8 protein-coding genes and 3 pseudogenes are annotated in these 14435 nt (G+C 76.8%); 4 read left to right on the top strand and 7 right to left on the bottom strand.

Annotated elements, in window-relative coordinates:
• Positions 1 to 30: 30 nt before the first annotated feature.
• The 7 genes and pseudogenes from E4N63_RS01735 to E4N63_RS01705 all read right to left on the bottom strand — a co-directional run bounded on the left by E4N63_RS01735 (position 31) and on the right by E4N63_RS01705 (position 5564).
• A complete protein-coding gene (locus E4N63_RS01735; RefSeq protein ID WP_374112661.1) occupies positions 31 to 924 on the bottom strand; it encodes a biotin-dependent carboxyltransferase family protein in 894 nt (297 codons plus the stop codon).
• The gene (locus tag E4N63_RS01730; RefSeq protein ID WP_230239707.1) at positions 921 to 1589 is read right to left on the bottom strand and encodes an allophanate hydrolase subunit 1; all 669 of its coding nucleotides are present in this window, start codon (positions 1587 to 1589) and stop codon (positions 921 to 923) included. Before E4N63_RS01730 ends, E4N63_RS01735 begins: the two co-directional genes overlap by 4 nt.
• Positions 1586 to 2374 carry a LamB/YcsF family protein gene (locus tag E4N63_RS01725; protein ID WP_230239706.1) on the bottom strand — a complete coding sequence of 263 codons (789 nt, stop codon included), beginning with the start codon at positions 2372 to 2374 and terminating at the stop codon, positions 1586 to 1588. Before E4N63_RS01725 ends, E4N63_RS01730 begins: the two co-directional genes overlap by 4 nt.
• Positions 2371 to 3090, bottom strand: a complete 720-nt coding sequence (locus E4N63_RS01720; protein ID WP_230239705.1) for a GntR family transcriptional regulator — start codon at positions 3088 to 3090, stop codon at positions 2371 to 2373. Before E4N63_RS01720 ends, E4N63_RS01725 begins: the two co-directional genes overlap by 4 nt.
• Positions 3091 to 3316: 226 nt before the next feature.
• Positions 3317 to 4063, bottom strand: a pseudogene (locus tag E4N63_RS01715) (SDR family NAD(P)-dependent oxidoreductase); the annotation flags it as partial.
• 108 nt (positions 4064 to 4171) lie between these two features.
• A pseudogene (locus E4N63_RS01710) lies at positions 4172 to 5113 on the bottom strand (alpha/beta hydrolase); the annotation flags it as partial.
• Positions 5114 to 5246: 133 nt separating this feature from the next.
• Positions 5247 to 5564 (bottom strand): putative quinol monooxygenase, encoded by a 318-nt coding sequence (locus E4N63_RS01705; RefSeq protein WP_230239704.1) that lies wholly within the window; start codon positions 5562 to 5564, stop codon positions 5247 to 5249.
• Between the two features lie 144 nt (positions 5565 to 5708).
• Between E4N63_RS01705 and E4N63_RS01700 the strand changes: the two genes are divergently transcribed.
• From E4N63_RS01700 to E4N63_RS01685, 4 genes and pseudogenes are all read left to right on the top strand, one after another.
• A complete protein-coding gene (locus tag E4N63_RS01700) occupies positions 5709 to 6614 on the top strand; it encodes an AraC family transcriptional regulator (RefSeq protein ID WP_230239703.1) in 906 nt (301 codons plus the stop codon).
• Positions 6615 to 6701: 87 nt separating this feature from the next.
• Positions 6702 to 8222, top strand: coding sequence for a hypothetical protein (locus E4N63_RS01695; protein ID WP_230242299.1), 1521 nt, complete (start codon positions 6702 to 6704; stop codon positions 8220 to 8222).
• 73 nt (positions 8223 to 8295) lie between these two features.
• On the top strand, positions 8296 to 9183 hold the full coding sequence (locus E4N63_RS01690; protein ID WP_125623454.1) for a hypothetical protein: 888 nt from the start codon (positions 8296 to 8298) through the stop codon (positions 9181 to 9183).
• A gap of 106 nt (positions 9184 to 9289) precedes the next feature.
• Positions 9290 to 14389, top strand: a pseudogene (locus tag E4N63_RS01685) (hypothetical protein).
• Positions 14390 to 14435: the final 46 nt, after the last annotated feature.

Genomic DNA, 14435 nt, shown 5'->3' with positions numbered 1-14435 from the left:
CCAACCCCGCACTGGGCTCCGGCCCGGCGGTCAGCGGCTGACCGGGACGAAGCGCAGCGGCGTGCCCGGGGGAGCCTGCGCTGCTGCCCAGAGGCGGTCCTCCGGGACGACACCGATCACCGGGTAGCCGCCGGTCACGGGATGGTCGGCGAGGAAGACGACCGGACGGCCGTCCGGCGGCACCTGCACCGCGCCGAGCACCATGCCCTCACTGGGGAGTTCACCCGCGCGGGAGCGCCGCAGCGGCGGCCCGTCGGTGCGCAGCCCGATCCGGTTGCTCGCGGGCGACACCGCGTACCGGGCGCGCGCCAGGGAGCGGAGCGCGTCCGGCGCGAACCAGTCGTGGCGCGGGCCCGGCAGCACCGGCAGTACCAGCTCGGCGGGCGGACCCGGGCAGGGCACCGCGTCCACCGGGGCCGGCGGCCCGTGCGGCGTTCCGAGCGGGAGTTCGTCACCGGCGGCCAGCGGGGGAGGGCCCAGTCCGGAGAGCAGATCGGCGGAGCGGCTGCCCAGCACGGGTTCGGCCGCGACCCCGCCCGCGAAGGCGATGTACGAGCGGAGGCCGCCGGCCGCCGGACCGACGTCCAGGACCGCGCCCGCCGGCAGCCGCACCGGCGCCCCCCAGGGAGCGGGCCGGCCGTCGACCCTCACCGCGCAGGGCGCGCCCGTGACGGCGGCGGTGACCGGCGTCCGTACGCGCAGCGCGGCGCCGCTCACGGTGGTCTCCAGCGTCGCGGCCTCCGGGGGGTTGCCGACGAGGCGGTTGGCCAGCCGGTGCGCGGGGAGGTCCAGCGCGCCGGACCGGGGCACCCCCAGATGGGCGTGGCCGGTGCGCCCCAGGTCCTGGACGGTCGTCAGCGCGCCCGGCCGCTCGGCCCGGACCACCGGTCCGGGCACGCCCGTTGACGCTTGGGCGGCGCTCACCGGAGGCCGTCCCGCACGGCCGCCGGGGCGCCGTCCCGCACGGCCGCCGGGGCGTCGGCGGCGACGAAACGGACCTCCGTGCCCGGGGCGAGCAGCGCGGCCGGTTCGCGGGCCGGGTCCCACAGCACCTCGCCGGTGCTGCCGATCAGCTGCCAGCCGCCCGGCGAGGAGCGCGGATACACCCCGGCGTACTCCCCGGCGAGAGCCAGCGACCCCGCCGGTACGGACGTCCGGGGCGTCGGCCGGCGCGGCAGCCGGTAGCGCTCCGGCAGCCCGGTCAGATAGCCGAACCCCGGGGCGAAACCGCAGAACGCCACCCGGAAGCGCACCCCGCCGACGATCTCCGGGACCTCCTCGGGGCGGACGCCCCAGCGCTCCGCCACCTCCGCCAGGTCCGGGCCGTCGTACCGGACCGGGAGGCGGACCGTACGCCCCGCCCCGGCGGACTGCGGGGGCAGCTCCCAGCCGGCCAGGTCGGAGGCGAGGGCCCGCGGGTCGTCCAGGCCGTCGATGAGCACGGTGTGCGCGGCCGGCACGATCTCGCGCACCGGGGGCAGCTCTCCCGTCTCGCGGCGCCGCACGAGTTCGGCGTGGAGCGCGCTCGCCGCCTCGGGGCCGCCGGGCTCCACCAGCAGGGCGTGCCGCCCCACCCGCAGGACCCTCATGCGAAGGGCTCCAGGGCCACCCCGTCGGCGACCAGCGCCTCCCGGACCAGCAGGGCGAGCGCGGCGGCTCCGGGGGTGTCGCCGTGCAGGCACAGGGAGCGGGCCCGCACGGTGATCTTCTCGCCCTCGGCGGTCGCCACCCGGTGGTCCACGGCCATCAGCAGGGAGCGCGCCACGACCTCCTCCGGGTCCTCGACGACGGCACCCGGCCGGCCCCGCGGCACCAGCGTGCCGTCCGTGGAGTAGGCGCGGTCGGCGAACGCCTCCGCGACCGCGGGCAGCCCCGCGCCCTCCGCCGCCTCCAGCAGCCGCGAACCGGGCAGCCCGAGGACGGGCAGCGGACGGCCTCCCGCCGCGAGCACGGTTCCCTCGACGACCGCGGCGGCCTGCTCCTCGTCGTTCACCGTCCGGTTGAACAGCGCGCCGTGCGGCTTGACATAGGCGACGCGCGAACCGGCGGCGCGCGCGAAGACGTCCAGCGCCCCGATCTGGTAGGCGACCTCGTCGGCGAGCTCCCGGCGCGGCACGTCCATGGAGCGGCGGCCGAAGCCCGCCAGATCCCGGTACGCGACCTGGGCGCCGATCCGCACCCCCCGCTCGGCGGCGAGCTCGCACACCCGGCGCATCGTGGACGGGTCGCCCGCGTGGAAACCACAGGCCACATTGGCGCTGGTGACGACCGACAGCAGGGCGTCGTCGTCGGTCAGGCTCCAGCGGCCGAACCCCTCGCCGAGGTCGGCGTTGAGGTCGATGACGGGCGCGGACGGAGGCGCGGAAGCGGTCATGTGGCGGTCTTCCCCATCGTGTCCAGAAGCATCTGCCGGGAGTCGGCGAGGGAGCTCTCCAGCTCCGCCTCGGCCACGTGCAGCGCACCGCGTTCCAGGAGATCCGTCAAGCGCCGGTTCCGGACCGGCGGCGGCTCGTTCAGCCAGCGGGCCCGGGGCAGCGCCAGCAGCGCGGGGCGCAGCTCGGCGAGGACGCGGCTCAGGTACTCGTCGATCCGGGGGCTGCCGGCCAGCCCGCCCAGCGCCCGGTGGAACCGCAGATCGGCGGTGCCGACCGCCCGCCAGTCACCGGCCCGCGCGGCGGCCTCGCCCCCGGCCACCGCCTGCGCCAGAGCGCTCAGCTGACTCGGGCGGGCCTCCGGCGCGGCGCGCAGTCCGGCCAGCTCCAGGGCCCGCCGGACGGTGAAGATGTCCAGGACGTCCGCACGGCTCAGCACCCGCACCCGGACGCCCCGGTTCACCTCGTGCACGACCAGGCGGCCGTGCGCCAGCAGCCGGAACGCCTCGCGCAGCGTGTTGCGGGAGACACCGAGCGCGGCACCCAGCGCCTCCTCGGAGAGCCGGGTGCCGGGCGGCAGCGTCCCCTCGGCTATGCGGTCGCGCAGGACGTCGGCGACGCGCTGTGCCGTACTGCCGCGTCCGAGCCGGTCGCGGTCGGCCGCGAGCGGCGCGAAGGGATCGGCGGCGGACGCGGCCTGCGCGTTGGTGCGGTCCATGGGCCCCCCGTGGGCGAGCGGAACACGGCGTGGATTGTTGAACAACAGTATCCGCGGCCGCTCCGGGCCGTCGGTCCCGGCCCCCGGAGCGGAGCCGGTACCGGTCCGGCTCCACGACGGCCGGGGGACCCGGGGCGGTGCGGTGACGTGAGAAGCATCCCACCGCCCTCCGACAGCCGGCCCCGGTGGCTCCGGGTGGTCCCGGGCGGCGCGGGGCCGGCCGGTGCTACAGGTCGTAGCCGCCCGACACCCCGATGTTCTGGGCCGTGATCCAGCGGCTCTCCCCGGAGACCAGGGCGGCGATCACCGCTCCGATGTCGCCGGGTTCGCCGATCCGGCCGAGCGCGGTCCTCGCGGCGAGTGCCGGGACCACCTCGGGGAACCGGGTGAAGGCGTCGCCGGCGATCCGGGTGCGCACCGGTCCCGGGGAGACGGCGTTGACACGGATGCCCCGCGGGGCGAACTCCTTGGCCATGTACCGGGTCAGGACGTCCAGACCGCCCTTCATCGACGCGTAGGCGGCGTAGCCGGGCTCCAGGCCGGTCCGCGCGGCGGCGCTGCTGCTGCTCGTGTTGACGACGGCGCCGCCGTCCGCCATGAGCGGCAGCAGCGACTGCGTCAGGAAGTAGGGGCCCTTGAGCAGGACCCGCATGAGCTGGTCGAACTCCTCCTCGGTGGTGTCCTCGATCAGTGAGGTGCGGGAGAAACCGGCGTTGTTCACCAGGCAGTCGAAGGTGTCGCGCTGCCAGGTGTCGCGCAGTACGCCGGCCACCGTGTCGCGGAATGCGGCGAAGGTGCCGGTGTCGCCGGCGTCCAGCGGCAGCGCGACGGCCGTGCCGCCCGCCTTCTCGATGGCGGCGGCCGTTTCGAGTCCTCCCCGCCGGTTGCGGCCGTAGGTCAGGACGACCCCGGTTCCCCGTCGGGCGATCTCGATCGCGGCGCTCTGCCCGATGCCCGAACTGGCGCCTGTGACGATGGCGACCTGCATGGTGTTCCTCCTGGGTGCGGTGTTACCGGTGTGGACGTGTGGGGGGCGATGTGCGCGGGGAGCGGCGGCGCTACGCGGCGGGTGGTCCGGGGACAGGACCCGCGCGAGCCAGTCGGTGCGGGTCCGGCGGGCGGTGGCCGAGATCCGCGCCCGCGGGAACAGCGCGTCGAAGCCGTGGAAGCCGCCCGCCCAGACGTGGAGTTCGGCCTGGCCGCCGGCCGCCCAGACGCGGGTGGCGTAGTCGGCGTCCTCGTCGCGGAAGACTTCGGCGGAGCCGGTGTCGATGTAGGCCGGCGGCAGACCGGAGAGATCGTCGGCCAGCGCGGGCGAGACGTACGCGGGCACCTCGTCGCCGGTGAGGCCGCCGAGGAGACTGCGCCATCCGAACTCGTTCATCTGGCGCGTCCAGACACCGGGCCCGTCCGCGTACTGGAGGCTGGAGACGCTGGTGTTGCGGTGGTCGAGCATGGGGCAGACGAGCATCTGCGCGGCGATCGCCGGGGTGCCGCGGTCGCGGGCCAGCAGGCTGACGCCGGCGGCGAGGCCGCCGCCCGCGCTGGCGCCGGCGACGACGATCCGGGCGGGGTCGACGCCCAGTTCGGCGGAGTGCTCGGCGACCCAGAGCAGTCCCCGGTAGCAGTCGTCGACCGGAGTGGTGCCGGTGGCCTCCGGTGCGAGCCGGTACTCCACGGAGACCACGACCGCGCCGAACGCGTCGAGCCACTCCAGCGGGATGTCGATCTGTGAGAAGCGGTCGCCCATGACCATCCCGCCGCCGTGCATCCAGTAGACGCAGGGGGCGGCGCCGCCGGTGTCCGCGGGGGTGAAGACCGACAGGGGGATCCCGGCGCCGTCCCCGGCGGGCACGGTGACCTCGCGGTGGCCGGCCCGGCGGTGGGAGAGGAGGGCGTCGACCGGCGCCGGCGGCAGCCGGCGCAGCTGCGCGAGGACGTCCGGATCGAGTGCCGGTATCCGGGGTATTCCGGCCAGCAGCGCGCGCAGTTCGGGGTCCAGGGCGGGGTGTGCCGTGGTCATGCCGGTCGCCTTTCATCGGGTGGTGCGGACGGACGGGGAAGGGAGTCGCTCGCCGGGGCGCCGGGGCTTCGGGGTGCCGGGATGCCGGGGCGCCGAGGGCGGCGGGGAGGGGCCGGTGCGGACGCCGGGCGGCTCAGAACGCGGCCTTGCCGTGCACCGGCACGTAATCGGTGTACTGGGCCTCCTTGGCCAGCAGTCCGCCGATCCGCGCCACGATGGCCCTGGCGGCCTCGCCGGCGAAGATCCGGTGGTGGTCCTCCTCGCTGGTCCAGCCCTCGATGACGTGGACGACGTCGGGCTCGGACGCGGAACGGGAGACGAGATACACCACGCAGTGCTCACTCGAACCCGGGGCGCCCTCGTCCAGGCCGGTCAGCAGGAGATCCACGAGCCGGTCGCCGCTGCCGGGTTCGGCGGTCAGGGTGGCGGTGAAGCCGTAGTGGGCGGTCATGGCTGCCTTCTTTCGCCGTGGTGGAGTGAGGTGACTCCAGTCAACTGCCCTGACCTGCGGAAACGTTAGAACGATGCTCGCTGGTCCTTGCACGATCCTGGCGGCTTGGGGAGCCGGGGCGCGGATGGGTGCTGCAATGGGCACATGGACCTCGATGAGCTCCGCACCCTGCTGGCCCGGCACGCCCGGCCCGACTCGACCACCGCCGTCGACGGCGTCCTCGTCTCGAAGGTCGACCGGCCGGACCCGCCGGCCCCCTCGATGTCCGGCACGGTGCTGGCGGTCATCGCCCAGGGCGCCAAGCGGCTCGCCCTGGGGGACCGGGTGTACGAGTACCGCGCCGGGCAGTACCTGGTCGCGTCGGTCGACCTGCCCGTCACCGGGCAGTTCACCCGGGCCGATCCCGGGCGGCCGGCCCTGGGGTTCGGCCTGAGACTGGAACCGTCCGCCGTCGCCGAACTGCTGCTGCAGGCCGGCCCCGGGGACAGGCGCCGCGCGGGGGCGGGCGCGCCGCCGGGGATCGCCGTCAGCGACGCTCCGGCCGCCCTGCTCGACGCGGTGGTCCGGCTGCTGCGCCTGCTGGACGAGCCGCGGGACCGGGCCGTGCTGGTCCCGCTGGTCAAGCGCGAGATCCTGTGGCGCCTGATCACCGGGGAGCAGGGCGCGACGGTCCGTCAGCTCGGGCTGCCCGACAGCGGCCTCAGCCACATCTCGCGGGCCGTGCGCTGGATCCGCGAGCACTACGCGGAGCCCTTCCGCGTCGAGGACGTGGCGCGGCTGTCCGGCATGAGCGTCTCCGCCTTCCACCGCAACTTCCGCGCGGTGACCGCGATGAGCCCGATCCAGTTCCAGAAGCAGATCCGGCTCCAGGAGGCCCGGCTGATGCTCGCCGCCCGCCCCGGCGACGTCACCGGGGTCGGCCACCGTGTCGGCTACGACAACCCGTCACAGTTCAGCCGGGAGTACCGCCGCCAGTTCGGCGCGCCCCCCAGCCGGGACGCGGCCCGCCTGCGCCGGGCGGTGCGCACCCCCGCGGACGTCCTTCCCTGAGCCGCCGCGGCCGGTCCCATCCGCGCCGTTTGGGAGGATGTCAGCGCGAGGACCTACTCTGTGCGTCGTGAAGTCGCACGCCTCGGAATCCGCTCCGCCGCAGCTCAGTGGGGTCCAGCCCGGTTCGGTGGCCCGGCCCGCCCCGGGCCCGCCGCCGACGAGGGGCTGGCCCGTCGGCTGCGCGCGCTCGCCTGTACCGCGCCGCTCCACGACCTCGACGCGCGCAAGGCCAACCTCGCCGGTGAGTACACGGTCTACGCGATGGCGGAGACGGCGCTGGCCGCCATCGACCTCGTCACGCTGAACATGGACTTCGACACCGGCGCCGACCACGAGCAGGTCGTTGCCCGGCTGCTGCCCCGGGTCGCCGCGCAGGCCCCGGAGCGCCCCGCCGCCGAGCACGAACGGGTCGCCCGCTGGGTCCTGGAGAACCTCATCAACGTCGGCAGCGTGGACCGCGGCTTCCGCGCGGTCTACGGCACCTTCGGTCCCGACGGCCGCTACGTCCGCCGGGACTACGACTTCAAGCTGATCGAGGAGGTCCCCGGGCCCGGTGGCGGTGTCTATCTGCGCACCACCGACGAGGCGGTCAACGTCCTGGTCGGCGCCCTCGACACGGACGTCACGAGCGCGCAGATCGCCGCCGAGGTCAAGCTGGAGGTGCTGATCAGCCGGGGCCGGCTCGCCGACGCCCAGCTCGCGGCCGAACAGGCCCGCTACCGCACCGTGCAGTACGCCGAGACGCTGCGCCGCACCCTGGAGGCCACCCGCCGCAACGTCCGCGCCGTCGACTGGCTGAACCGGGTGCCCGATCTGATCGCGGAGGCGCTCGACCACGTCGCCGACCGCTACCGCCACGAGAACGCCATCCTCACCAACATCCGCCGCGCCCGCGACGAGGCGGAGGACGCCGAGCACAAACGGCGCGCCGCCGAGCTCGTGGACATCGTCAAGGACTGCGTCCGGCGCCACACCCAGCTGCAGTCCCGGCTGCTGGAGGCCGGCCCGCTGTTCCGCGCCGAGCAGGACCGGCAGGCGTTCGCCCCGCCCTCCGCGCGGGCCGGGCTCGACCTGTACGGCCAGCTGCTCGCGCCGCTGCTGCCGCTGCCCGTGGAACGGGCCCTGCCCGTCACCGACGCCTTCTTCGCCCGCGGCACCGGCCTGCGCACACCCCCGGCCGTGCGCCTCGGCGACCTCACCGCCCTGCTCCTCACCCCGCCTGCCGAACGCGAGCACCTCGGCGCGGAGATGCCCGAGCCGGACCTCGTCACCACGCCCGACGACAGCCGGTTCAGCGAGGAGCAGCTGGCCCGCGCCCTGGACCTGCTCGACCTGCCGCCCGACGCCCCGCGCCGGCTCTCCGGGCTGCTGGCCGAGGCCCGCCGCCAGGACCCCGAACTGCCCTATCTCGTCGCGCTGCTGGCGGTGCACGCAGCGAGCCCGCCGGTCGGCACCGCCTACCGCCAGGGCGAGCAGCGCCTGCTGTTCGCCGTGGACGACGGCGTCCAGCTCGACGACCCGGAGTACGGCGGTGCCGACCTGATCGTCGGCACCGCCCTGCTCGACGCGGCGGGCATGGCCGCGGACCGCAGCACGGAGGCGGCGTGACGCCCCCGGCCCCCGCACCCGGCAAGGAGCGACAGCAGTGAACGAGTACGGCACGGACGACGGCTCCCGGGGCCTGCCCGGCGACGGCTCCCCGCCGCCCGGCGACCGGGAGGAGACCGCACCGCGCGTCCCGGCGGCCACCGCCGCGGTCACCCCGGCCGACGCCGCCGACGCCGCGCGGCTCGTCTCCCACGGCCTCCAGCCGAGGCTGCTCCCCGCCCGCGACGCCGACTACGCCGAACTGCTGCGCCGGCACCGCGACGACCCGGCCTTCGCCCGGCTCGCCGACGCGGTCGCCACCGGGCTCGGCCTCGTCGTCCTGGAGGTGTCGTCCCGCGCGGGCATGGTGGTGACGGCCGCCGAGGACTCCGTCTTCGCCGTCCGCATGGGCGACTACGCCCGCCGGGCCGTCTCCGACACCACCGACCGCTTCCTGCACGGCCTGGCCCATCTCGCCGTCGCCGCCCTCGCCTTCCCCCGCCCCGAGGACCTGGCCGACGACGGCTACATCGGCCGGATCACCGTCAACGGCGTGGACGCCTTCGTCCGGCAGGCCTGCCGCCGGCTGGAGGAGCGCGCCGAGGCGGCGGGCGAGAACACCGACCCGGCCACCGGTGCCCCCGGGCTGGAGGCCGCCTGGCGGGTGTGGTCCCGGCGCAGCGCCACCGGCGCCACCAAGGACGCCCGCCGGCTGGCCGGTTCGACCACCGGCATCGTCGGCAAGGCCGTCGCGTTCCTCACCGACTCCGGCTTCCTCCAGCGCACCGGGGACGACGCCGGAGGCTCGTACCGCACCACCGCCCGGTACCAGCTCCAGGTGCGCGACATGGCCGGCTCCGCCGCGCTGGCCGAGCTGCTGGAGCTCGGCATCGTGGCCGTCGGCGACGGCACCCCGACCCTGCTGCCCCCCGACGAGAGCGACGAACTCGTCGCCGACGCCGGACTGCCCTTCCACACCTGACGGGGCCCGGCGCACCGGCGCCCGGGGCGGGATCTCCCGAACCGCCTCCTCCGGGAACGCCGGCCGCCAGACCCGACCGTCCGCATCACACCGAGAGTCCGCCGCCATGTACGAGCTGTCCCGGGTCCGCCTCTACTCCATCGGCCCCGCCGGCGCGCGCTACGCCGACACCGTGCTCGATCTGCGCGGCGTCGGCGACCCCGTGGCCCATCCCGCCCCGCCCAGGCGGACTTCTTCGAGGAGGAGCCCACCGGGCCGCCGCGCCGCCCGGCCCCCGCCGGGGTGCTCTTCCTGGAGAACGGCGGCGGCAAGTCCGTCCTGCTCAAACTGATCTTCTCCGTGATGCTGCCCGGCCACCGCAACACCCTCGGCGGTGCCAGCTCGGGCGTGCTCCGCAAGTTCCTCCTCGCCGACGACTGCGGGCACGTCGCCCTGGAGTGGACGCACACCCTCACCGGTGAGACCGTCGTCGTCGGCAAGGTCAGCGAGTGGCGCGGCCGCCAGGTCTCCTCCGACCCGCGCAAGTTCGCCGAGGCCTGGTACTCCTTCCGCCCCGGCCCCGGGATGAGCCTGGACTCGCTGCCGGTGGCCGAGTCCACCGCAGTCCGGGCCCCCGCCGAGGGCGTGTCCGGCGCGCGGGGCCGCCGCCGCACCATGAAGGGGTTCCGCGACGCCCTCACCGAGGCGGGCCGGGCCTACCCCAACCTCGACGTGGTCTGGGAGGAGATCCACGAGCGCTGGAACGAGCACCTCGGCGAACTCGGCCTCGACCCGGAACTCTTCCGCTACCAGCGGGAGATGAACGCCGACGAGGGCGAGGCCGCCGGCCTCTTCGCCGTCAAGAACGACGCCGACTTCGCCGACCTGCTGCTGCGTGCCGTCACCGACACCCGCGACACCGACGGCCTCGCCGACCTCGTGCACGGCTTCGCCCACAAGCTCGGCCGCCGTGCCGAACTCACGGCCGAACGGGACTTCACCGCCGGCTCCGTCGACCTGCTCGGCCGGATCACGGAGGCCGCGGCGGAACGGGAGCGCGCCCGCGAGGTGCACGCCGGGGCCGAGCGGCGCACCCGCACCCTCGTCCGGCGGCTTGCCGCCCGCGCCCGCGAGGAGCGCGGCCGGGCCGCCGAACTGGCCGGGCAGGTCACCGCCGCGGAGCGGACCGTCGCCGAGGCGGAGCGCGCCCGCGAGCGCAGCTCCCTGATCGCCGCCGAACTCGCCTACCGGCACGCCTCGCTGGCCCTCGCCGCCGCCGAGAAGGCCGCGGCCGCGCAGAAGCGGGAGCTGGGCGAGGCCCGCACCCTCCTCTCCGCCTGGCAGGCGGCGGAGGCCGTCCTGCGCCACCGGGCCGCCGCCGACCGTTCCGCGCGCGTCGCCGCCGCCATCCGCGAGGCCGAGCGCGACGCCGCCCCGGCGCTCGCCGCCCGGGCGACCGCCGCCGCCGAACTGGTCGGCGCCCTGGACGCGGCCGTGGAGAACGGTGAGCGGATCGCGGCCGGGGAAGAGGCCCGTTCCGCCGCCCTCCAGAGCGAGGGGGAGACCGCCCACCGCGGTGCCACCGAGGCCGCGACCGCCGCCCAGCGCGCCCGCAGCGAGGCCGAACATCTGCGTCAGCGGCTCGCCGAGGTCGAACAGGAGACGGCGGAGGCCGTCCGTTCCGGCTGGCTCGACGACACCGCGCCCGACGCGGACCCGGCGCGCGCCGCGCTCGCCGCCGGTGAGGCCGTACGGACCGCGGTCGCCGCCTCGGACGCCGCCCGGGACACCGCCCGGCAGGCCGCCGACCGGGCCCGGGAGGCCGCGGCCGAGGAGACCCGGGCCGATCTGGCCGCCTCCCGCGCCGGGGACGCCGCCCGCGCGGCGGAGTCCGCCCACACCGCCGAGCGCGCCGCCGCCGCCATCGCCGCGGAACCCCGTCTCGCCGAACTGCTGAGCCTTCCGGCACCCGGCGCGGCGGCGGCCGCCGAACCGGGCTCCGCGGACGGCGGCGGGACCGCGGCCCGGGGCGGGCCGGAACGGCCGCCGTACCGGCTCCGCGCGGCGCCGGCTCGGCCCCGTCCGGCCCGGCCGCCGCCGCCCCGCCCGGACCCGCGTCGCGGCGGTCCCGCACCCGGGCGGCCCGGAGGATCCGCGGGCCACCGGGGGCGGGGCACGGGGCCCGGCGATACGGGCCGGTCCGGTGACCCCCGGGGCCCCGAGACCCCGCGGCCGAGGGGAGTTCGAACGGTCGGGCGGACGGCGGGGAAGCGGCCGACGGCGGCGTCCCGTCCGGCCCCGGGAGGGGCACGGCGCCGCCGGGGACGGCGTCCGGGCGCCCGGCGGGTACCGCGGCCGCCGGAACGGGACCGGCCGCCGCGCCGGGGACCGGTCCGGAGACGGCTCACGGGAACGGCACCGGGGACGGTCCGCTGACCGTCGAGGAACTGGACCGCTACGCCGAGGCGCTGCGCGATCTGCTCGACCGCGGAGTCACCTCCGCGGAGCGGCAGTTGTTCGAACTGAGGACGGCCGCCGCCGACGACGCCCGTATCCTCGGCGCCCTCGGCGACGGCGGACTCCTGCCGCCCGGCCCCGACGTCCTGGCCGCCGTCGAGTACCTCGGCGAGCACGGCATCCCCGCCCTGCCCGGCTGGCGCTACCTCGCCCAGGCCGTGGCCCCGGAGGACCACGCCACGGTGCTCGCGGCCCGCCCCGAGCTCGTCGACGGCGTCGTCATCACCGACCCCGCCACCCACGCCCGCGCCCGCGAGGTGCTCGCGGGCGCCGCGCTGCTGCCCCGCTCGGCCGTGGCCGTCGGCACCGCCGCCGCGCTGCTCGCCCCGCCCCCGCCGGCCGGCGCGGGCGGCGGGAGCGGCCCCGGGGCGGAGGTCTTTCTCGTCCCGCCGAACCCGGCCATGCACGACGAGCACGCCGCCGACGACGAGCGGCGGGCCCGCCGGGCCCGCGCCGCCGCCCGCGACGGGAGATCCGCGCCCTGGCGGCCCGGCTGGCGGGGGACAGGGCGCTGGCCGCCCGGATCGCCTCCTGGCGCGAGGACTGCCCGCCCGGCCGGCTCACCGAGCTGGCGGAGGCGGCCCGTTCGGCCCGGGACGCGGCCGCAGATGCCCGGGAACGGCTCGCCGAGGCCCGGACCGCCCGCGCCGAGGCGGAGGAGGCGGCGGCCGGAGCCGCCTCGGTGGCGGACGAGCGGCAGGAGGCCGCGCAGCGCGCCCGCCGCACCGCCGACGCCCTCTCGGGTCTCGCCTTCCGGCTCCGGGAACGGGCCCGCTGGCAGAGCCGGCTGCGGGAGACCGCGGAGGAGATCGCCGAGGCCGAGGCGCGCGCCACGGCCTGCTGGGAGCGGGCCCGGGCCGCGGACGAGGACCGCCGCGCCGCCCAGCGCGCCGCGGACGACGCCCGGCGCACCGCCCGCACCCTGCGCGCCGAGCGGGCCGAGATCGCCGGCGTCGCCGAGGACGCGGCCCGGGAGGGGCGTGATGCCGCCGAGGCCCGCGGCGCCGCCCTCCCCGATCTCCGCGAGGCCTACCGGGCCGCCTCACAGCTCTACGAGAAGGTCGGCGTCGGCGCCGACCTCCGCGCCGAACAGGCCCGCGCGGAGAGCGACGAGAGCGCGGCCCGCGCCGAACTCGACCGGCTCACCAACAAGGTGCGCACCCGCGCCGCCCAGCTCCTGGACAGCGCCGACGGCGCCGACGGCCCGTCCCGCCAAGCGGCCGCCGCCCGCGCGGAGTCCCGGGTGCAGCTGCTGGAGTCGCGCGCCTCGGCCGCCAGCGAACAGCTCGGCCGCTACCGGGGCGAGGCCGAACGGCTCGCCCCGCCGCCCGGGCCCGACGGACACCCCGGGGACGCCTACACGGAGCTGCCCGCGGAGCTGGTCCCCGCCGGTGCCGAGGAGGCCAAGGCCCTGCTGCGCACCGCCACCGCCGAACTCGCCGGGCACGAGGAGGCGTGGGAGACGGCCGGAGCCGCCCATGCGGGGCTGCTGCGGTCCCACCGCTCGGCCGAGGAGGCGGCGAGCGGCTTCGACGACACGGCCGCCTTCCTGCGCGAACTGCTGCGCGAGCCGGACCGGGCCGGCGAGCACGACGGCGAGGAGCCGCCCGCGCCCTACCCGGGGGGACCGGAGGAGGCCCGGCGGGCCGCCGCCGAGGCGCGGCGGTCGCTCCGCGGCTGCGCCGCCGACCTCTCCGCCGCCGAGTCGGCGGTCCGCGAGGCCGGCGACGTCCTCGTACGGCACGCCAACTCCGCCCGCTACGAGCAGGTCCGCACCCCCGCCCGCCAGCAGATCAGGGAACTGCCCGCCGCCGCCCTCGCCGAGCACGCCGGGGCCTGGCGGGAGGCGTTCGCGCCCCGGCTGCGGGTCCTCACCGACGAACTGGAGCAGCTGGAGCGGAACCGGGACAGCATCGTCGACCGGCTGCGCGGACTGGTGGACGCCTCCCTGGCCACGCTGCGGTCGGCGCAGCGGCTGTCGAGGCTGCCCGGCGGGCTGGGGGAGTGGTCGGGACAGGAGTTCCTGCGCATCCGCTTCGAGGAGCCCGACCAGGCGACGCTCACCGAGCGGCTGGGCGAGGTGATCGACGAGGCCACCCGCGGCGCCGTGCGCAAGAACTCCGATCTGCGCCGGGACGGCATGACCCTGCTGCTGCGCGGGGTCGCGGCCGCCCTCCAGCCGCGCGGCATCGCCGTGGAGATCCTCAAACCGGACGCGGTGCTGCGCGCCGAGCGCGTCCCGGTCGGCCAGATGGGGGACGTCTTCTCCGGCGGCCAGCTGCTCACCGCCGCCATCGCGCTGTACTGCACCATGGCCGCGCTCCGCAGCAACGACCGCGGCCGCGACCGGCACCGGCACGCGGGCACGCTCTTCCTCGACAACCCGATCGGCCGGGCCAACGCCACCTATCTGCTGGAGCTGCAGCGGGCGGTGGCGGACGCCCTCGGCGTGCAGCTCCTCTACACGACCGGGCTGTTCGACACCACGGCGCTCGCTGAGTTCCCGCTGGTGATCAGGTTGCGGAACGACGCCGACCTGCGGGCCGGGCTGAAGTACATCCGGGTGGAGGAGCATCTGCGCCCCGGCCTGCCCCGGCAGGACGCGGGGGAGACGGTGCACGGGGAGATCACCGCCACCCGGATGTTCCGCCGCCCGCCGGAGAACGGTGGCGGGGCGGAAGCGCCGGCTGCCCGGGAGCAGACGGAGTAGTCCCAGCAGGGAGGACAGGCCGAGTCGGCGGCCGGGACACCCGGCG

This window comes from Streptomyces sp. MNU89 (assembly GCF_020982505.1).
In the GTDB taxonomy this organism is placed as follows: Bacteria; Actinomycetota; Actinomycetes; order Streptomycetales; family Streptomycetaceae; genus Streptomyces; species Streptomyces xinghaiensis.
This window is presented reverse-complemented; position numbering and strand designations above follow the sequence as displayed.

What these genes read in the sequence shown, in the direction of transcription:
- E4N63_RS01700 (WP_230239703.1), top strand. Translation starts at nt 5,709, where the DNA reads ATGGACCTCGATGAGCTCCGCACCCTGCTGGCCCGGCACGCCCGGCCC.
- E4N63_RS01730 (WP_230239707.1), bottom strand. Translation starts at nt 1,589, where the DNA reads ATGAGGGTCCTGCGGGTGGGGCGGCACGCCCTGCTGGTGGAGCCCGGC.
- E4N63_RS01720 (WP_230239705.1), bottom strand. Translation starts at nt 3,090, where the DNA reads ATGGACCGCACCAACGCGCAGGCCGCGTCCGCCGCCGATCCCTTCGCG.
- E4N63_RS01705 (WP_230239704.1), bottom strand. Translation starts at nt 5,564, where the DNA reads ATGACCGCCCACTACGGCTTCACCGCCACCCTGACCGCCGAACCCGGC.
- E4N63_RS01725 (WP_230239706.1), bottom strand. Translation starts at nt 2,374, where the DNA reads ATGACCGCTTCCGCGCCTCCGTCCGCGCCCGTCATCGACCTCAACGCC.